At 28.8% G+C, this 19,433-nt stretch carries 17 protein-coding genes; 8 read left to right on the top strand and 9 right to left on the bottom strand.

The genetic code is table 11. The features are described from left to right. The first annotated feature begins 1 nt into the window (after window position 1). Both argH and argC read left to right on the top strand, forming a co-directional pair. Window positions 2–1,402: an argininosuccinate lyase gene (gene argH / locus ACQPUY_RS07095; protein WP_430840448.1), complete on the top strand. Its 1,401-nt coding sequence runs from the start codon at window positions 2–4 to the stop codon at window positions 1,400–1,402. Then, the gene (gene argC, locus ACQPUY_RS07090) at window positions 1,390–2,436 is read left to right on the top strand and encodes an N-acetyl-gamma-glutamyl-phosphate reductase (protein WP_430840447.1); all 1,047 of its coding nucleotides are present in this window, start codon (window positions 1,390–1,392) and stop codon (window positions 2,434–2,436) included. Before argH ends, argC begins: the two co-directional genes overlap by 13 nt. A 61-nt stretch (window positions 2,437–2,497) precedes the next feature. Here the strand turns inward: argC and ACQPUY_RS07085 are convergent, their stop codons facing one another. Continuing rightward, window positions 2,498–2,872, bottom strand: a complete 375-nt coding sequence (locus ACQPUY_RS07085; RefSeq protein WP_430840446.1) for a four helix bundle protein — start codon at window positions 2,870–2,872, stop codon at window positions 2,498–2,500. 224 nt (window positions 2,873–3,096) lie between these two features. Here ACQPUY_RS07085 and argJ point away from each other — a divergent pair, with 224 nt between their 5' ends. The 5 genes from argJ to ACQPUY_RS07060 all read left to right on the top strand — a co-directional run bounded on the left by argJ (window position 3,097) and on the right by ACQPUY_RS07060 (window position 9,114). Then, complete coding sequence (gene argJ / locus ACQPUY_RS07080) at window positions 3,097–4,317, top strand: bifunctional glutamate N-acetyltransferase/amino-acid acetyltransferase ArgJ (protein WP_430840445.1); 1,221 nt, start codon at window positions 3,097–3,099, stop codon at window positions 4,315–4,317. A 14-nt stretch (window positions 4,318–4,331) separates the two neighbouring features. Beyond that, entirely contained in the window at window positions 4,332–5,186 is an 855-nt protein-coding gene (gene argB, locus ACQPUY_RS07075; protein ID WP_430840444.1) for an acetylglutamate kinase, read from the top strand. Between the two features lie 205 nt (window positions 5,187–5,391). Further along, window positions 5,392–6,567: an aspartate aminotransferase family protein gene (locus ACQPUY_RS07070; protein ID WP_430840443.1), complete on the top strand. Its 1,176-nt coding sequence runs from the start codon at window positions 5,392–5,394 to the stop codon at window positions 6,565–6,567. Between the two features lie 128 nt (window positions 6,568–6,695). Beyond that, window positions 6,696–7,616 carry an ornithine carbamoyltransferase gene (gene argF, locus ACQPUY_RS07065; RefSeq protein WP_430840442.1) on the top strand — a complete coding sequence of 307 codons (921 nt, stop codon included), beginning with the start codon at window positions 6,696–6,698 and terminating at the stop codon, window positions 7,614–7,616. 298 nt (window positions 7,617–7,914) lie between these two features. Then, the gene (locus ACQPUY_RS07060) at window positions 7,915–9,114 is read left to right on the top strand and encodes a 3D domain-containing protein (RefSeq protein ID WP_430840441.1); all 1,200 of its coding nucleotides are present in this window, start codon (window positions 7,915–7,917) and stop codon (window positions 9,112–9,114) included. 151 nt (window positions 9,115–9,265) lie between these two features. On the opposite strand, the gene ACQPUY_RS07055 is transcribed toward ACQPUY_RS07060, so the two are convergent. The 5 genes from ACQPUY_RS07055 to ACQPUY_RS07035 all read right to left on the bottom strand — a co-directional run bounded on the left by ACQPUY_RS07055 (window position 9,266) and on the right by ACQPUY_RS07035 (window position 16,000). Beyond that, window positions 9,266–10,588, bottom strand: a complete 1,323-nt coding sequence (locus ACQPUY_RS07055) for an acetyl-CoA hydrolase/transferase family protein (RefSeq protein ID WP_430840440.1) — start codon at window positions 10,586–10,588, stop codon at window positions 9,266–9,268. A 349-nt stretch (window positions 10,589–10,937) separates the two neighbouring features. Further along, on the bottom strand, window positions 10,938–12,266 hold the full coding sequence (locus tag ACQPUY_RS07050; RefSeq protein WP_430840439.1) for an acetyl-CoA hydrolase/transferase family protein: 1,329 nt from the start codon (window positions 12,264–12,266) through the stop codon (window positions 10,938–10,940). 326 nt (window positions 12,267–12,592) lie between these two features. Then, window positions 12,593–13,633: a nucleoid-associated protein gene (locus ACQPUY_RS07045; protein ID WP_430840438.1), complete on the bottom strand. Its 1,041-nt coding sequence runs from the start codon at window positions 13,631–13,633 to the stop codon at window positions 12,593–12,595. A gap of 182 nt (window positions 13,634–13,815) precedes the next feature. Then, on the bottom strand, window positions 13,816–14,469 hold the full coding sequence (locus tag ACQPUY_RS07040) for an HAD family hydrolase (RefSeq protein WP_430840437.1): 654 nt from the start codon (window positions 14,467–14,469) through the stop codon (window positions 13,816–13,818). 106 nt (window positions 14,470–14,575) lie between these two features. Then, entirely contained in the window at window positions 14,576–16,000 is a 1,425-nt protein-coding gene (locus ACQPUY_RS07035; RefSeq protein ID WP_430840436.1) for a PTS transporter subunit EIIC, read from the bottom strand. Between the two features lie 513 nt (window positions 16,001–16,513). Here ACQPUY_RS07035 and fba point away from each other — a divergent pair. Next, a complete protein-coding gene (gene fba, locus ACQPUY_RS07030) occupies window positions 16,514–17,377 on the top strand; it encodes a class II fructose-1,6-bisphosphate aldolase (protein WP_430840435.1) in 864 nt (287 codons plus the stop codon). 144 nt (window positions 17,378–17,521) lie between these two features. On the opposite strand, the gene ACQPUY_RS07025 is transcribed toward fba, so the two are convergent. From ACQPUY_RS07025 to ACQPUY_RS07015, 3 genes are all read right to left on the bottom strand, one after another. Continuing rightward, entirely contained in the window at window positions 17,522–18,337 is an 816-nt protein-coding gene (locus ACQPUY_RS07025) for a ZIP family metal transporter (RefSeq protein ID WP_430840434.1), read from the bottom strand. Window positions 18,338–18,439: 102 nt separating this feature from the next. Continuing rightward, window positions 18,440–19,000, bottom strand: coding sequence for a class IV adenylate cyclase (locus ACQPUY_RS07020; RefSeq protein WP_430840433.1), 561 nt, complete (start codon window positions 18,998–19,000; stop codon window positions 18,440–18,442). A 121-nt stretch (window positions 19,001–19,121) separates the two neighbouring features. Further along, on the bottom strand, window positions 19,122–19,412 hold the full coding sequence (locus ACQPUY_RS07015) for an LPXTG cell wall anchor domain-containing protein (protein WP_430840572.1): 291 nt from the start codon (window positions 19,410–19,412) through the stop codon (window positions 19,122–19,124). Window positions 19,413–19,433 lie beyond the last annotated feature (21 nt).

Below are 19,433 nucleotides of genomic sequence, written 5' to 3'. Positions count from 1 at the left end.
CATGAAGCTTTGGGGAGGACGTTTTGAAAAAGGAGTTAATTCCTTAGTTAATGACTTCAATTCATCTATAAGAATAGATTCTAGAATGTATAAAGAAGATGTATTAGGTAGTTTAGCTCATGTAAAAATGCTTGGAGAGCAAAATATAATTCCAAAAGAAGATAGTAATAAAATCGCTGCAGGCTTAGAAACAATATTAAAAAGAATTGAAAACGGAGTAATTAAAATAGATGAAGCTTCTGAAGATATTCATAGCTTTATTGAATCAACTTTAACCTATTATATTGGTGATGAAGGAAAAAAGCTTCATACAGGAAGAAGTAGGAATGACCAAGTAACTTTAGATACTAAGCTTTATTTAAAGAATGCTTTAATAAGCTTATCTAATGATGTAATTAATCTTCAAGAAATCTTATATAAAAAGGCTTGTGAAAATATAAATACTATAATGCCTGGTTATACTCATATGCAAAAGGCTCAACCTATAACCTTTTCTCATCATCTTTTAGCTTATGCTGAAATGTTTAAAAGAGATATTAGTAGAATTTTAGACTGCTATAAAAGGTTAGATGAAATGCCTTTAGGTAGTGGTGCTCTTGCTACATCTACCTATAATTTAGATAGGCATATGATTGCAAAGGACCTTGGTTTTGCACAAATTACAGTAAATAGTTTAGATTCAGTATCAGATAGAGACTATGCTATTGAAGCTCTTTCTGTCTTATCTATGATAATGATGCATTTATCAAGATTTTCTGAAGAAATTATTCTTTGGGCTACTAATGAATTTAGTTTTATAGAATTATCAGATGAATATAGTACAGGCAGTAGTATAATGCCTCAAAAGAAAAACCCAGATGTAGCTGAATTAGTTAGAGGAAAAACTGGAAGAGTTTACGGAGATTTAATTACTCTTCTTACAGTTATGAAAGGCTTGCCTCTAGCTTATAACAAGGATATGCAGGAAGATAAAGAAGCCTTATTTGATGCGCTAGACACAGCAAGTCTTTCTCTTAAGACCTTTGCAGGTATGCTAGATACTTTAAAAGTAAATAAAGATAATATGAGAAAAGGAGCATCTTTAGGCTTTACCAATGCTACTGATGTAGCAGATTATTTAGTAAAAAGGGGCTTAGCCTTCAGGACTGCTCATGAAATAGTTGGTGCTATAGTTCTTCATTGTATAAAAGAAAATATATCCATAGATGATCTTACTTTAGAAGAATTTAAGACCTTCTCTCCTATATTTGAAGAAGATATATATGAAGCAATAAATTTAGTAAACTGTGTAGAAGAAAGAAAAGTGTTTGGAGGACCAAGCTCCTCTTCAGTTAAAGCACAACTTGAATTACTATTGGAGTCAATAAATAAAACTAAGGAGGCAATTAAATGCTTAAAGTAGGAATAATTGGGGCAACTGGCTATGTAGGTGCTGAACTATTTAGACTTTTATTAAATCATCCAAAAGTTAAAATTGAAGCTATTAGTTCTGTTTCTTACGAAGGTGAAAGTATTTCGTCTATATATAAAAACTTTTATGGAATAACTAATTTAATATGTGAAAATCAAGAAGATGTAATAAAAAAGTGTGATGTGATTTTTGCTGCTCTTCCCCACGGATTAAGTGAGGAAATAGCAAATTTAGTTCATAAAGAAAATAAGATTTTAATAGATCTTGGGGCAGACTTTAGATTAGAAAAAGAAGAAGACTATAAAAAATGGTACGACAAAAATTATAAATACAAGAATCTTCATAAAGAAAGTATCTATGCATTACCAGAATTTAATAGAGAAAAAATTAAGGAATATAAAATAATAGCAAATCCTGGCTGCTACCCTACATCTATAGAGCTTGCCTTAATACCCTTACTAAAGAATTCCTTAATTGATCTTAATAATATAATTTGTGATTCAAAATCAGGAGCAACAGGTGCTGGCAGAGGGCTTACTTTAAAGTCTCACTACCCTGAACTTAATGAAAATTTCGCACCCTATGGCATAGGATTCCATAGGCATACGCCAGAAATTGAACAATGTTTATCTGACATTGCAGAAGAAAAAGTTCAAGTAACCTTTACTCCTCATCTACTTCCGATAAATAGAGGAATAATTTCAACAATCTACTGTAACCCTAAAAAAGATACTAAAGAAAAAATAAACTTAGAAGAAATCTATAATTTATATACAAACTTTTATAAAGATGAATTTTTTATAAATATATTACCATTAGGAGATACAGCATCCATTAAGGACGTTAAATATACAAACAACTGCAATATTTCTCTTCATCTAAACCATAGAGGAGATGGAATTATTATAGTAAGCGCTATAGACAATATGGTTAAAGGCGCTGCAGGACAAGCAATTCAAAATATGAATATAGTTTGTGGTTTTGAAGAAAAAGAAGGACTGTTCTTAGTGTCACCAGGACACTAAGAAATGAAAAATGAAAAATGAAGAATGAAAAATTTAGGAATTAATTTCTCATTCTTCGAAATTAAGAATTATAATTTATATTACCATAAATACTTTCTTTGCTATTTTTTACTATATTAATTAATAAAGCTTTAATTTCTGAGCAAGTATCATAATATATTTTATATTCTTTATCACTTATAATTTCAGCCTTTGATAATAATTTAAGCCAGTATTCAGACTCATTTGATTCTTTTAAAGCAATACTCATTTTATTTATAAAGTCCTTCTTACTTTGGGCATATTGAGCTTCAGTTATATTAGCTCCTATGGAAGTTGCTGATCTTACTAATTGATTTGATAGAATATATTCTTTTTCATTTTTTAATTTTAAGTATAGTTTTACAATATTTAATGCATAATTAAAGCTTTTATCTAAAACTATATTTTTAGACAACTATCTCACCTCTTTATGAGTATATACCTAAAGTTATCATATTTATTCAAAAATTAAATTATTAATTTTAAAACTAAAATTATTACAATAATTTTTCATTCTTAATTTTACATTCTACATTTAAAAATATATTTATATAATTTGTCTTCGGACAAATTATTACCACAATTTTTCATTTTACATTTTACATTCTACATTTTACATTATAAAAAGGGGGACTTATTTTGCATTTATTATCTAATGAAGGAATAACTGCACCTCAAGGATTTCTTGCATCTGGAATTCATTGTGGTCTTAAAAAAAATAATTTAAAGCTAGACTTAGCTCTTGTATATTCAACAGTTCCAGCAAATTCTGCTGGTGTTTATACAAAAAATAAGGTTAAAGGAGCTCCTATTTATATAACAAAGGAGCATTTATCAAAGAAAAAGGCTCAAGCCATTATTATAAATAGTGGAAATGCCAATACTTGTACTGGTGATGATGGCTTAATGAAGGCTAAAAGAATGACAGAGCTTCAGGGAAAAGCTCTTAAGCTTAAAACTAGTGATGTTTTAGTAGCCTCTACAGGTGTTATTGGTGTTCCATTAAATATAGATGCTATTAAAGATGGGATTCCACTACTTACTGAAAGATTATCAAAAGAAGGCTTTGAAGATGCAGCTAGTGCAATAATGACTACTGATACCTTTAAAAAGCAACTAGCCTTTGAATTTACTATTAATAATAAAAAAATTACTATTGGGGCAATGGCAAAAGGTTCTGGAATGATTGAACCTAATATGGGAACTATGCTTTCTTTTATAACAACGGACTTAAATATTTCTGGAGAAATGTTAAATGAAGCTTTAAAAGAAAGCGTTAAAATAAGTTATAACAGAGTAAGTGTAGATGGTGATACCAGCACTAACGATATGGTTTTAGTATTAGCAAATGGTCTTGCTGAAAATGAAGAAATAACTGAAAAAGATGAAAGCTATTATATCTTCCTTGAAGTTTTAAATAAACTTAATATTACCTTAGCTAAAATGATTGCAAAAGATGGAGAAGGTGCTACCAAACTAATAGAATGTATTGTTAGCAATTGCAAATGTGAAAAAGATGCTGAAATTCTATCAAAAAGTGTAATTAACTCTCCTTTAGTTAAAACTGCAATCTTTGGTAGTGATGCTAATTGGGGAAGAATTTTATGTGCTCTTGGATATGCAGGAGTAAATATTAATCCTAATAAAGTAGATTTGTCTTTTAAAAGTTCAGTTGGAGAAATAGAAATATGTAAAGCTGGAATGCCTCTTCCCTTTGATGAAGTTATGGCAAAGGAAATATTATTACAAGATGAAATTACTATTTTAATTAATATGAATAGTGGTGAACATTTATCTACAGCTTGGGGATGCGACTTAAGTTACGACTATGTAAAAATCAATGGAGACTATAGAAGCTAAAGGATGGTATAAAAATGAATTATATAGAACATGCTAAAGTGTTAACTCAAGCACTTCCCTATATACAATCACTTGCTGGGAAAATAGTAGTAATTAAATATGGTGGAAATGCAATGACTAGTGAAGAACTTAGACAAAACGTTGCAACAGATATTGTTCTATTACAATGTGTTGGTATAAAACCAGTAATAGTTCATGGTGGTGGACCTGATATATCTGAGTTTTTAAGTAAAATAGGACAAGAAAGTAAATTTATAAATGGCCTTAGATATACCGATAAAGAAACTATGGAAATAGTTCAAATGGTACTTGGCGGAAAAGTAAATAAAAATATTGTATCACTAATAGAAAGTGTTGGCGGAAAAGCCCTTGGACTTTGTGGATTAGATGGATCTTTTATAAAAGCTAAAAAATTAGAAGGCTCTGATGATTTAGGCTTTGTTGGAGAAATAACATCTATAGATACTAAAATAATTGAAACTGCCCTAGCTTCTGGATATATTCCTGTAATAGGTTCAGTTGCTATAAGTGAAGATTGTTCTATATCCTACAATATAAATGCAGATATATGTGCTTCAAAGCTCTCATCTGCACTAAATGCTGAAAAATTAATACTTTTAACTAATGTTCCAGGACTTATGAAAGATTCAAAAGATCCTTCAACTCTAATTTCAACTTTACGTCCTCATGAAGTAAAAGAACTTTATGCAGATAATATAATAAAAGACGGAATGATTCCAAAGATCAATTGCTGTGTTGAAGCAATAAGAATGGGAGTTAAAACAACTCATATTATAGATGGAACACTGCCACACTCAATTTTATTAGAGTTATTATCAAATGAAGGTATTGGAACAATGATCTATTAACAATTCATAATGGACAATGAATAATGCATAATTAAGGAATAAACTTCTACACAGTTTATATATTTATAATGCATAATCCACAGTTAATGATAAAATTCCTTTGGAATTTATTAATTTAATTTTAATAACTCAGCTTGCCTGAGTTATCCCAATAATTATCAATTACCCATTACTAATTGTCAATTAAAAAAAGGGGGTTTTTTAAATGGAAAATAATTTACCTTTAATGTCAACTTATTCTTATCTTCCTGTTAACTTAGTTAAAGGGGAAGGTTCTTGTCTTTTTGATGATAAAGGAAATAAATATATAGATTTTACTAGTGGAATTGGAGTAAATAGTCTTGGTTATGGGGACTCGGATTGGCTTAAGGCTATAACTGATACTGCTGGTTCTTTACAACATATATCAAATATATTTTTAAACGAAAATGCTTTAAAACTAGCTGAAAAGCTAACTAAAATATCAGAAATGAGTAAAGTATTTCTTTGTAATTCTGGTGCTGAAGCTAATGAAGGAGCAATAAAACTTGCTAGAAAATATAGTTTTGAAAAATATGGTCCAAATAGAAATAAGATTCTAACTTTAAAGCAATCTTTCCATGGTAGAACACTTGCTACTTTAACTGCCACTGGACAAGATAAATTTCATAATTACTACTTCCCTTTTCCTGAAGGATTTGATTATTTTGAAGCTAATAATATAGATGATTTTATCAACAAATTATCTAATGAGGTTTGTGCTGTTATGATGGAATCTATCCAAGGCGAAGGTGGAGTTAATCCTTTAAAAAATGATTTTGTTAGTAGTATTTATGAAGTTTGCAGAGAAAAAGATATTATACTAATTTTTGATGAAGTTCAATGTGGAATAGGCCGAACAGGAAAAATATTTGGATATGAGAATTATAACATTAAGCCTGATATAGTTACAGTTGCTAAGGGGCTAGGAGCTGGTTTACCAATTGGTGCCTTTCTATGCAATGAAAAATTGTCTAAAACTTTTAATCCTGGAGATCATGGCACAACCTTTGGAGGAAATCCTGTTGTATGCTCTGGTGCATTAGTAGTTTTAGATAAAATATGCAATAAGGATAAACTAAAGGAAATAGAAGAAAAAGGGTTATACTTAATGTCATTATTAAAAGATATAAACTCACCACTAATTAAAGATATTCGTGGCAAAGGCTTAATGATTGGAATTGAAATTGATGGTACTACTAATCCATCAGATATTCAAAATAAATCTTTAGAAAAAGGCTTATTAGTATTAACAGCTGGTAAGAACGTTGTTAGACTACTTCCACCACTAATAATAAGCAAAGAAGAAATAGAAAAAGGTGTTGAAATAATAAAAGAAATACTAATAACAATGCATAATTAATAATGTACAATGCATAATTAAAGAATAAACTCCACAGGAGTTTAGAAATTTCATAATTCAGCTTGCTGAATTATTTCAACAATTATGCATTATTAATTTCTAATTATCAATTAAACTTGGGGGTATCTATGAAAAAAGATTTATTGAAAATGGAAGATTTATCGAAAGATGAACTTTTAGATATATTAAATATAGCTGACCAATTAAAATATGAGCTTAAGCATGGAATAAAACATCATCATCTTGATGGAAAAACACTTGGAATGATATTTGAAAAATCATCTACTAGAACTAGGGTTTCATTTGAAACTGGAATGTATCAACTCGGTGGTTATCCACTATTCTTAAGCTCAAATGACTTGCAGATAGGACGTGGGGAACCTATACAAGATACTGCTAGAGTTTTATCTAGATATTTAAATGCCATAATGATTAGAACTTTTTCTCAAGAAGAAGTAGAATCTCTTGCAGAATGTTCTGATATTCCAATAATAAATGGTCTTACTGACGATGAACATCCATGTCAAGTTTTAGCTGATTTAATGACTATAAGAGAAAGTAAAAATATTTTAGATGGCTTAAAGGTTGCCTATATTGGTGATGGAAACAATATGTCACAATCTCTTCTTATTGGTTGTCTAACTTCTGGAATGAATATTTCACTAGCAATTCCTAATAACTATATGATTAAAGAAGATTATATTAATAAAGGTATGCAAATAGCAGAAAATAATAATCTTTACTTTAATATAGTTAATGATCCTAAAGAAGCTGCAAAAGATGCTGATGTAATCATTACTGATGTTTGGGCTAGTATGGGAAAAGAAAAGGAAGTTAATGAAAGAATTAAAGCCTTCAAGGGCTATCAAGTTAATGCTGAACTTATGAAATTAGCAAAAAAAGATGCCATTGTACTCCACTGCTTACCTGCACATAGAGAAGAAGAAATTACTGAAGAAATCTTAGAAAAACATTCCGATACAATTTTTGAAGAAGCAGAAAATAGACTTCACGTTCAAAAAGCTATTTTGGTTAAATTAATGAAATAAAATTAAGGTTTAAGAATAATTTTAGTTTAACTACTACCATCCTTAAACTTTTTTCCTTCAGTTTTTAATTGGATATATATAAGTTTGCCTTGGATTAAATCAAATTAACCAAAATAAGCAAACTTACATATATCCACTTTTTATTAACAATACTTATACTAAAATCAAATCAAATTATATCATAACTACATATTCCTATAAATAAATATCCATTTAACTTGCCATATATAAATATTTGCTGTAGTATAATGAATATAATTTAATTAGCATCTTATAAATTTATTGGAGGTGGGACTTTTTGAATAAAAGAAGGTTGCTATCTGCTATAGCTACTTTACTTATAGTTATGAATATCTCAACTATAACTTTTGCAGATCAAGATTCTTCAGAAACACAAGAAATCCAGGAAAATAAAGTGAAATATGAGCAATTAGATAATGAAACATTAGAGCTTAATTCTGAGATTGCAGAGCTTAATAATGAAATAGAAAGTATTAATTTAAAATTAGATAAAAATAATTCTGAAATTAAAAATACCGAAATCGAAATTGAAAATATTAACAAAAAAATAGAAGATGCTAAAATTCAAATCGAAGAAAGAGAAGCTACTATGGATAAACGATTACGTTCCATGTACAAGACTAATGTAGCTTCTAGTATGATTTTATACTTAATTACTTCTGATAACATATTTGATTTATTCTATAGAGTACAAGCTATGGGTAAGATTATTTCTATAGATAAAGAGATAGTTTCTGAAATTAATGATACTAAAAATGAACTTGAAAATGATGCAAAAACTGTTGAAGAAAAACAAGATAATTTAAATACTCTTAAATTATCTATTGAAAATGACTTAAATGAAGTTAATAAGAAAAAAGAAGAACAAGAAGCTGTACTAGCTGATTTAAATTCTAAAAAAGATGAAATTATGTCTATAATAGAAGCTAATGAAGTAAGTTTATTATCTCATTCTCTATCTATTATTGATTCAGGCTCTTCATCTATTTCAGATCTTAAAGATGCCTTAAGTACTTTAAATTACATGTTACCTCAACTTAATAGTGATTATGCAATTTCTTTAGCTGAACAAGGAGTTACTTCTGCGAACACTCAAATTGAAGCTTTAGAAGCTGCAGCTTCAGTTCAAACTTTTAATGAAAATGAAACTACAGATAATTCTGGAAGTACAAATGGTGAGTACTTAGCTACATTTTCTATGTCTGCTACAGCCTATACTGGTGGCGAATATACAGCTATGGGTCTTAAGCCTACTCGTGATCCTAATGGTTTAAGCACAGTATCAGTTGATAGCAGTGTAATTCCTTTAGGTTCAAAGGTATATGTAGAAGGTTATGGATATGCTATTGCCTCAGATACCGGCAGTGCTATTCAAGGTAATAAAATCGATCTTTACATGAATTCATTAGAAGATTGTACTAATTTTGGAAGAAGAAATGTTACAGTTTACATAGTAGCTTATCCTAACCAATGGTAATAAGCTACTTGTTCAAAGCTTTCATTGTAAAAAATCTTTAAAACTATATTTTATATAATTCTTTAAAATAATAAAAATAAGCTATAGAATATTTTTAATCTATAGCTTATTTTATATTATTTATTTTTTATATTTAAGAACGATGTAACATTTAATAAATTATTCCAAACTCTTTAGCTTGTCTTAATAATTCTTCTCTAAACTTTGGATGAGCTATACTTATTAATCTTTCAACTCTTTCTGCAATACTTGTACCTCTAAGTTCTGCAACTCCATATTCTGTGACAACCATATCTACATCATTTCTTGATAAGCTTACAGCTGCTCCTTGTTTTAAGAATGGAACTATCTTAGAAATTTCCTCTTTCTCTCCAGACTCTTTATTCCTAACCATAGCAGTAGAGTATAGAGCTATAAATGAACGTCCATTTTTAGACATTTGAGATCCAACAGCAGTATCAGATTGTCCACCTGTTGCACTAAATTGAATTGGTCCTATTGATTCTGAAGCACATTGACCAGTTAAATCAATTTCTAAAGAAGTATTTATTGAAACTTGATTATCATTTTGTGCTATTACATATGGATCGTTTGTCCAATATCCATCCATCATCATAACTGATGGATTATCATCTAAGAAATCATAAAGCTCTCTTGTACCAAGTGCAAAACCTGCTACATGTTTTCCATAGTTAAAATTCTTTTTCTTACCAGTTATAACTCCAGCCTTTATTAACTTCATTATACCAGTAGTAAACATCTCTGTATGAAGCCCTAAATCTTTTTTACCCATTAATGATGCTGCAACAGCATTAGGAATTCCACCTATTCCAAGTTGAATACAATCACCATCATTAATTCTATCCGCTATATATTTTCCTATTAATAAGTCTTTTTCATTTGGTTCAGTATCTGGTAGTGTTGGAACCGGATAGTTAGTTTCTACTACGTAATCTACATCACTTATGTGTATTTCTACATCACCTAATGTTCTTGGATAATTTTTATTTATTTCTAATATTACTATATCAGCTTCTTTTAATATTCTTTTCTCATAAATATTACTTAATGATAAAGATAAATACCCATGCTTATCTGGTGGTGTTGCTGTGCCCATATAGATATTAGTCTTTTTATGAAACTGCCTCTTAAAAGCTGTTAAATGAAGATGATTAGGTATAAGTGATACATTTCCATTTTTTTGAGCCTTTCTCATAGGTCCAGTATAAAACCATCCATCCATCTTAAATGAATCCTTATATGCTGGATTCATAAAATACTCAGCAGGCTCTTGAGGTAAGCAAGTAGTAACTGTAACATCTTTAACTCTATCAGCTATCTTATGTAGATTTTTTAAAATCTCTCTTGCTTCAGCAGCTCCTAACCCAGTAACTATTACATCACCACTTTTAATTAAGCTTAAAGCTTCATCTACTGTGATATATTTTCCCTTATACATATTATTTTCTCTCATATTAATCCTCCCTAACCATTAAATCCGTACTAAAATTTAGTGGATTATTATTTTGTAACACATAATTTTTAATTTTTCTAATATCTTATAAATTTCTCAATTATCAATATGCATTATATATACTTAAATAGTAAATCTTTCTAATTTATCTGTCAATATTAACTATTAACTTTTATAAACTTTCAAATAATAATAACTATTATTTATTTTTTTTTAATTATATGATTCAATCTATTATAATATTTATATTTTCTTATAAAAAAAGATAAGATATAAATAAGTTCAAAACTAAATTTACATCTTATCTTTTTTTAATTAAAGTTATCTTAAAGAGAAGAAAATAAGGTTTCTAATAAATTATTCCTATTTTTTTTGCTTCTCTTAATAATTCTTCTCTAAATTTTGGATGAGCTATTTTTATTAATCTTTCTACTCTTTCAGTAATACTAGTTCCTTTTAATTCTGCAATTCCATATTCTGTTACAACCATATCTACATCATTTCTTGATAAGCTTACACCAGCTCCTGGCTTTAAGAATGGAACTATCTTTGAAATTTCTTCTTTTTCTCCTGTTACTTTATTTCTAACCATAGTAGTGGAATATAAAGTAATGAAAGAACGTCCATTTTTAGACATTTGAGCACCAACTGCAGTATCAGTTTGTCCTCCTGTAGCACTGAATATTGATGATCCTAAGGATTCAGAAGCACATTGTCCTGTTAAATCAACCTCTAAAGTAGTGTTTATAGAAACTTGATTATCATTTTGTGCTATTACAGCTGGACTATTTGTCCAATATCCATCAAACATAACAAATGATGGATTATCATCTATAAAATCATATAGCTCTTTTGTTCCAAGAGCAAAACATGCAACGTGTTTTCCATTATTAAAATTCTTTTTCTTTCCAGTTGCTACTCCAGCTTTAATTAAGTTCATCATTCCAGTACTAAACATTTCTGTATGAACTCCTAAATCTTTTTTATCCATTAAAGAAGCTGCAACTGCATTAGGTATTCCACCTATTCCAAGTTGAATACAATCTCCATCATTAATTCTATCTGCTATATACTTTCCTATTGTAAAATCTTTTTCATTTGGCTCTAAGTCTGGATATACAGGGACTTCATAATCAGTTTCAACCATATAATCTACATCACTTACATGAATTTCCATATCTCCAAATGTTCTTGGAAAATTTTTATTTACTTCTAAGATTACCAAATCGGCTTCTTTTAATACTCTTTTTTCATACATATTACTTAAGGATAAAGAGATATATCCATGCTTATCTGGAAGTGTAGCTGTTCCCATATAAATATTAGTTTTTTTATGGAAACCTCTCTTATAAGCTGATTCATGAAGATGATTTGGTATAAGAGTTATACTCTTATTTCCATTTTTTATCGCTTTCCTCATAAGACCTGAATAAAACCAACTATCCATCTTAAATGAATTTTGGTATTCAGGATTCATAAAGTATTCTGCTGGTTCAAGAGGTAAACATGTAGTTACTGTAACATCCCTTACTCTATCTGCAATTTTGTGCAGGTTGTTTAAAATTTCTTTTGGTTCAGCGCCTCCTAGACCTGTTACTATTACATCTCCACTTTTAATTAAACTCAATGCTTCATCTACAGTAATATACTTATCCTTTGTTGATATTACTTTTGCCATATTGATCCTCCTAACATATAATCTAATACAAATATTGTAAATAGATTTTATTATTTTAATATCAAGTATGGTCAACCTCAATGTCTATACTTTAAGCTTGATATTTATGTATGTGGAAATGTTTATTTATTCTGTATCTTCAATTGTAAACATTGTCAAAACTATAGTCAATACCTTCAATTTATATATGTTAATTTTGAAATTAAACATCTGATTATTAGAGAAAAATGAATTATTTTTCTACTAAAAATGTATAATTAGATAAAAATATATATTGATATCATAATTATAATGAATGGAAATTTACTCCCATATAGTTTGATTTTTTATTTTTCTATATAATTTATAACATGCTTTATTATCATATTTATGCTACCATCTCCATTTCTATGAATTTCAAATCTACTGTCATCATGATAAGCTTCTTCATTAATATATAAGTCTATATCTTTATCTATCTTTAATCTTACTCTTTTTAACTTTTTTTCTACCCATTGCTTATCTATTGCTACTTCATCTTCAAGACCATGACTTTTAACAAAGTTTGAAAAATCGTTTTTTATTTGTGGTTCTTCTTTAAATAATTCATTAGAAAGTTCATCGATATTTATTCTCTCTTCCTCTTTAAGCTTTGCCTTAACTGCAGTTCTTATTCTTTCAGCTTTATCTGCATCTTCTATAATATTGTTTCTAGTCCAATTTTCAGCAGCCTTTAAGAAAGTCTTAGTCATGTCTCTTTCATTACTAATTATGGAGCATCCTAAGAAATTACTTATAAAATAATTTGCACCATATTCTTCTTCATCTTTACTCTTCTTTTGTTTATCTATAACCATAAGATTATAATTTTGATTTTCTCTTATAGGTTTTATAAAAGCTGCCTTTTGAATTCTTTGACTACTTGCTGGAAGTCCAGCTGATTGCGGAACTATATCTATTCCTATCTTGTTTTCTATAAATTCTACTTGATGTGTAAAGTTTTTAACATAATCCATTTTTAGTATACCTATCATCGGACCTTGATCTGTTATTAAAGAAACTATAATTAAATCACAAGATGGTATATTTACATTTCCCTTCATTATAATAAATAATTGTCTTGCAAGTTCTTGTGATAACCCTATCAAGTTATTATCTATTCCATTTAAGTAATCCTGTACAAGTTCCTTTACTATATTTCTTTCTGGATTAAATATAGCATATTTTAATTCCTCATCCTTAAAACATTTTTCAATATGTCTATGGAGAAACTTATATGTATCTTCAGTTAACTCAAGACTATACTCATTTAAAATAGGCTCATCAGCATTAGAATCTACAATATGAATTACTGCTTCTTGTATATCTATATCACTTATGTATTCCATATCTTTTGGGCTATCATAATGACATCTAAAATAAAAATGTAAAATTATTTATGTAATTTAATTTTGAATAATCCTAATGGAGTTTCTTCTTTAATTTTACACTTTACATTCTAAATTTTACATTTTAAGTCAGCCCAAACTCACCACCTTTCACTTATGCTCCTATTATTATGTATAATTTATTATAAGTTTTCAATTACATTTATTACTTCTTTTAGATTTTTTAATCTTTTATAAGCTAATTCTTCTATTTCTTTATCTGGTTCCTTTAAATCTGGAATTATAATTGCTTTCATTCTACCTCTACTTGCAGCTATAGTACCAGCCTCTGAATCTTCTAAAACAATACAATTTCTTGGATTTACATCTAACTTTTTAGCAACATTTAGAAATACTTCTGGATCTGGTTTTGATTTTTTTACTTCATCACCACATAATACATAATTAAAATAATGTAATATGTTAGCCTTTTCTAATAAATTTAAAGCTACCTCTCTATTAGAAGAAGTTGCAACTGCTTTTTTTATATTTTTATCTTCTAAATACTTTAATAAATCATCTAGGCCTGGCTTTTTTTCTGCACCATTCTCTAACATAGACAAATTAATTCTTCTTTTTTCTTTAATATACTCATCTACCTCTATCTTATCACCTAATTCAGATATTAATAGATTTCTAATACTTTCATGATTTGTTCCCAACATTTTGTAAAATAAATTTAATTCAAAATCAAAATTAAATTTTTTAGCTGCTTCAGCCCATGATGCATAAGATAATTTTTCTGTATCAAATATTAATCCATCCATATCAAATATTACTAGTTCAACTTTTTCCATTTCTATTCCTCCCATACTTTCCTATTTATATATTATAATATAGTTTACAAAAAAATAGGACTCATATTTCTTTTTAATATAAATCCTAATTTTCATTATCTATTAATTAAGCATTTTTAACATCTGATTCCTTAATTACAAAGTAAGTTATAATAAAGCCAGCTATATAAGAAATAACTAATCCTATAAAATAATTAAGCATACTTCGTGGTTGCATTATAGGAATAGCAACTAATCCAGATGGTCCCCATGCTGTAGCTAGTACATGTGTTAACATAACATAAGCTCCACCAAAACCTGCACCAAGTCCTGCTGTAATAAATGGCTTGAACATTGGAAGTGTAACTCCATAAATTAATGGTTCACCAACTCCTAAGAATCCTGCTGGCAACGCACCTGTTATAACCTTTTGTAATCTAATATTTTTAACTTTCCTTGCTATAAAATAAATTGCAATTGCTGCACCAACTTGTCCAGCTCCAGCCATTGCAAGTACTGGGAATAATGAAACTCCACCCATAGCTTCTAATTGAACTGCATATATTGGAATTAATCCATGATGTAATCCAAATAAAACCATTGGTAAAAATAAAGCTGATAATAAATATCCACTTATTACACTAATAACTGGATTTGAAGAATTTATAATAACACTTAATGCAGAAACTAATCCATCAGATAAGAATCCAGCTAAAGGCATTATTGCAAATACGAAAAGTAAGCCTGTTATTAATAATGTCAATAATGGAGTTAAAATTAAATCTAAAACATCTGGTACTCTCTTACGTATTGCTTTTTCTATTTTAGCAAGAATATATACACCAAAGATAACACCTATAATACCGCCTTTTCCTGTTGTTAAAATAGAATTTAGTGGAACTGCTTCATCATATAAACCTAACATAGTTGATAGTGAAACTATGTTAGCACTAATTGAAATAGCTCCAAGCATACCACCTAATGCTTCTGTTGCACCAAATTGTTTTGCAGAATTAATACCTGTATAAATTGCAAAATATGATAAGAATCCTCCACCAATTAATGAGAACATTAATTGTGTACCCTTCCAGAATCCTTCTGCTGGCAAAGTGCCTTGTCCTTGTAATGTAGAAACCAAACTACCTAATCCATTAAATATACCAGCCGCTATAATTGCAGGTATTAAAGGAATAAATATATTAGCAATTATATTTACTACTTTTTTAAATTTATTTTCTTTTTGGTTTGCCTTTATAGCTTGTTTATTTTCTTTCCAATCTTCAGTAACAATAGCATCTCTAGGTAATCCTAATTCTTCTACGCAAATATCAGTAACCTTTTTAGCCTTACCAGGTCCTAAAACTACTTGTATATAGTCGCCATTTTCTACAACTCCAAGTACTCCAGCTGTATTTTTCAAACTATCAATTTTAATTACAGAGGCGTCTTTTAATGTAAGTCTAAGTCTTGTCATACAATTTGCCGCTTTAATTACATTTTCCTTGCCACCAATTAAATCAACAATAATCTTTGCTAATTCTAAATTACTCATAAACTCTCCCTCTCTCTTCAATATTTTTTAGGTTTTAAATATTCCCCCCTTTACGATTCATCAAAATTAAGTATATTTTTAAATACACCTCCTTTAATATTTCAATAAACGTTTACCTTATATTTATACTCATCCCTTGTTTAATTTAAGCCTAAATTTATAATTATTTTTTTCATAATAATACAGTATTTTTGAAATTCCATTTCATATTTTATTGAAAATTATTAATATAATATAAATTAAATCAATTTTTAGATAAATTAATTAAAAATGGTTAATAATACTTAAATAATTTCAAAATTAATATTATTTATTAAAGCTTATTTAAAAAAAGTTTGTAAATTCTCATAATTTTCATAAACTAGTAAGTAAATTCTAATATTTTTGTTTAAATTAAATTTATTTTGAGTTATAATATATATTAACAAGAACAACTTCTTAGTTGTTTCTCTTACTACAGTTAGCATATAGCTTAATTGTAATAAAATATAAAGTTTATGGAGGGTTTATACCATGTTAGTTTCAGCAAAGGAAATGTTAACAAAGGCTAAAGCAGGAAAATATGCTGTAGGTCAATTCAATATCAATAACTTAGAATGGACTAAGGCAATATTATTAACTGCTCAAGAAAATAATTCACCAGTTATATTAGGAGTTTCTGAAGGAGCTGCTAAATATATGTGTGGATACAAAACTGTAGTTGGAATGGTAACTGCAATGATAGAAGAGTTAAACATCACTGTACCAGTTGCATTACATTTAGACCACGGTAGCTATGAAGGTGCTTTAAAAGCTATTGAAGCTGGATTCTCATCAATCATGTTTGATGGATCTCACTATCCAATAGATGAAAATATAGCTAAGACAAAAGAAATGATTAAATTAACTTCAGAAAAAGGTTTATCTTTAGAAGCTGAAGTTGGATCAATCGGTGGAGAAGAAGACGGAGTTATCGGTGCTGGAGAAATCGCTGATGCTGCTGAATGTAAAGCAATTGCTGACTTAGGAGTTACTATGTTAGCTGCTGGTATTGGTAATATCCACGGTGTATATCCAGAAAACTGGAAGGGATTAAGCTTTGATGCTTTAGAAGCTATAAGCAACGCTACTAACAATGTTCCTCTAGTATTACATGGTGGTACTGGAATCCCTGAAGATATGATAAAGCAAGCTATTTCTTTAGGAGTATCTAAGATCAATGTTAACACTGAATGTCAAATATCATTCGCTGAAGGAACAAGAAAGTACATTGAAGCAGGAAAAGACCTACAAGGAAAAGGCTTTGACCCAAGAAAACTTTTAGCTCCAGGATTTGAAGCTATTAAAGCTACAGTTAAAGAAAAAATGGAATTATTCGGATCAATCAACCAAGCATAATTCTATTAAAATTTTAGGAGTACTACATTAATTTGTAGTACTCCTTTCCATTTAAACTTATAAAGATTGCCTTCATATTTATATTAAGGATCTTTTTTTAACCTAATCTAAAAGTTTTAACTTAATCTAAAATTTTTAATAGTACTATCCTAATGCCACATCTAAAATCATCATAACGATAAATCCTAAAATAAGCCCTAGAGTTGTTAACTTTTTATTTTCAATAGAAGCTTCCGGTAATAATTCTGCTCCTACTACTGCAACCATAGCTCCTGCTGAGAATGATAATAAAAATGGTAATAAGCTTCTTACTGACAATGCCGCAATAACTCCAATAACTCCCGCTATAGGCTCAACTAATCCTGATGCTTGACCATAAAGAAAACTTTTGGTTCTAGATAATCCTTCCCCTCTTAGTGGTAATGAAACCGCAGCTCCTTCTGGGAAGTTTTGAAGACCTATCCCTAATGCAAGTGCTAATGAGGCGGCTATACTAGTTCCAGGAATTCCAGCTGCAACGCCACCAAATGCAACTCCAACAGCTAATCCTTCTGGAATATTATGAAGTGTTACTGCAAGTACTAATAAAATACTTTTTCTATACCTAGCTGCTTTAGGTATATTTTCATTATTTTTATCTACTACAACACCATAAGAATAAGTATCCATTAACTTATCTGCAAAAATTAAAAAGGCACCACCTAAGAAAAATCCAATAGCCGGAATAACAAAACCACTATATCCAAGTTCTTCTGATAATTCTATTGCTGGGCTTAAAAGAGACCAAAAACTTGCTGCTAACATTACTCCGGCACCAAAACCAAGCATTGAATTTAGAACCCTCTTATCAAACTTCTTAAAGAAAAAAACTAATGCAGCTCCTAAAGCAGTAATAAACCAAGTAAATAATGTTGCAAGTAAACCTTGTAAAACAGGACTTAAACCTTCAAACCATTCCATTAAATATCCTCCTTAGTTTTTATTATTAAATCCTTAATTATAATTTACTAAGGAGAGTGTTTTTTGGTTACAAAGTTATTCAATTTATTACAAAATTATTTTTTAAAGTCCCTTACCCTTTCCTTGAGCTAATCCTCTTTCCTCCAATAGTTCATAAATTGTTTTTGATGTAGTATCTTCTATAGTATATCCTATTAAATCTAATATTTTCTTTAGCTTTTCTTCTGAAGATGTCTCTATTTCTAAATAAGGAAATGGGCAAAAACTCTTATCATTAATATCTATTTCAATTAATGAATCCATTATTTTATAACTTTCTCTATACTTTTTTATAGACTGCTTTAAAGATAGTCCTAATGAAGTAAATATCTTACTTGCTGCTTCCTTATCTTCAACAATAGTCTCATTTTCCTCCATAACCTTAAAAGTATCTTGACTTAACATTTTCTTAGTAGTCATATAAACTACTTCTTTATTATTAAGTCTATCATCAGTTATTCTAATTCTTGCATATCCCTTAGCATTAAGAAGTCTATTATCATCAAAGTCATAAATATTATTAGTTTGATATTCTTCTTTTACCTTCTTTGCACCAATATCCTTTAAAAGTTTTCTTATTTTATCAACATCTATATCAACTATCCTAGTTTCTAATTCCTTCATTAGTATCACTCCTTTAAAATTAATAATAATTATTATACCATATAAATTTATATAAATATTTTAAACTAAAAAGAAATAGTAATATATGCAAAAAGGTATATACCATTATCGATATATACCTTTATATCCTAATTTTCAATATACTCAAATACTTATTTCTTCTTACCTTTTTTCCTAACAGAAATGCTAATATTCCAGAAGATCCTACGAGCATAGTGCCTAATAAACCAATATTACCAACATCTCCAGTTTGTGGAACATCATTTTTATTGTTTGATACATTGTTATTATTTGATTCATTATTATCTGGTATTGTTTCCTTGTCTTTGTCTTTCTCGTTAACTGTTACTGTAATTGTCTTAATAGCAGTAGCACCATCTTTATCTACTATATTATATGTAACAGTATATATCCCTGTTTTATTTGTATCTAC

Origin of the sequence: Clostridium nigeriense (genome assembly GCF_050585245.1) — a bacterium.
GTDB classification, from domain to species: Bacteria; Bacillota; Clostridia; order Clostridiales; family Clostridiaceae; genus Clostridium; species Clostridium nigeriense_A.
This window is presented reverse-complemented; position numbering and strand designations above follow the sequence as displayed.

Bases quoted from the DNA above. Each gene is read 5' to 3' on its own strand.
- argH (WP_430840448.1), top strand. From the start codon at position 2: ATGAAGCTTTGGGGAGGACGTTTTGAAAAAGGAGTTAATTCCTTAGTT.
- argC (WP_430840447.1), top strand. From the start codon at position 1,390: ATGCTTAAAGTAGGAATAATTGGGGCAACTGGCTATGTAGGTGCTGAA.
- argB (WP_430840444.1), top strand. From the start codon at position 4,332: ATGAATTATATAGAACATGCTAAAGTGTTAACTCAAGCACTTCCCTAT.
- ACQPUY_RS07070 (WP_430840443.1), top strand. From the start codon at position 5,392: ATGGAAAATAATTTACCTTTAATGTCAACTTATTCTTATCTTCCTGTT.
- argF (WP_430840442.1), top strand. From the start codon at position 6,696: ATGAAAAAAGATTTATTGAAAATGGAAGATTTATCGAAAGATGAACTT.
- ACQPUY_RS07055 (WP_430840440.1), bottom strand. From the start codon at position 10,588: ATGAGAGAAAATAATATGTATAAGGGAAAATATATCACAGTAGATGAA.
- ACQPUY_RS07050 (WP_430840439.1), bottom strand. From the start codon at position 12,266: ATGGCAAAAGTAATATCAACAAAGGATAAGTATATTACTGTAGATGAA.
- ACQPUY_RS07045 (WP_430840438.1), bottom strand. From the start codon at position 13,633: ATGGAATACATAAGTGATATAGATATACAAGAAGCAGTAATTCATATT.
- ACQPUY_RS07040 (WP_430840437.1), bottom strand. From the start codon at position 14,469: ATGGAAAAAGTTGAACTAGTAATATTTGATATGGATGGATTAATATTT.
- ACQPUY_RS07035 (WP_430840436.1), bottom strand. From the start codon at position 16,000: ATGAGTAATTTAGAATTAGCAAAGATTATTGTTGATTTAATTGGTGGC.
- fba (WP_430840435.1), top strand. From the start codon at position 16,514: ATGTTAGTTTCAGCAAAGGAAATGTTAACAAAGGCTAAAGCAGGAAAA.
- ACQPUY_RS07025 (WP_430840434.1), bottom strand. From the start codon at position 18,337: ATGGAATGGTTTGAAGGTTTAAGTCCTGTTTTACAAGGTTTACTTGCA.
- ACQPUY_RS07020 (WP_430840433.1), bottom strand. From the start codon at position 19,000: ATGAAGGAATTAGAAACTAGGATAGTTGATATAGATGTTGATAAAATA.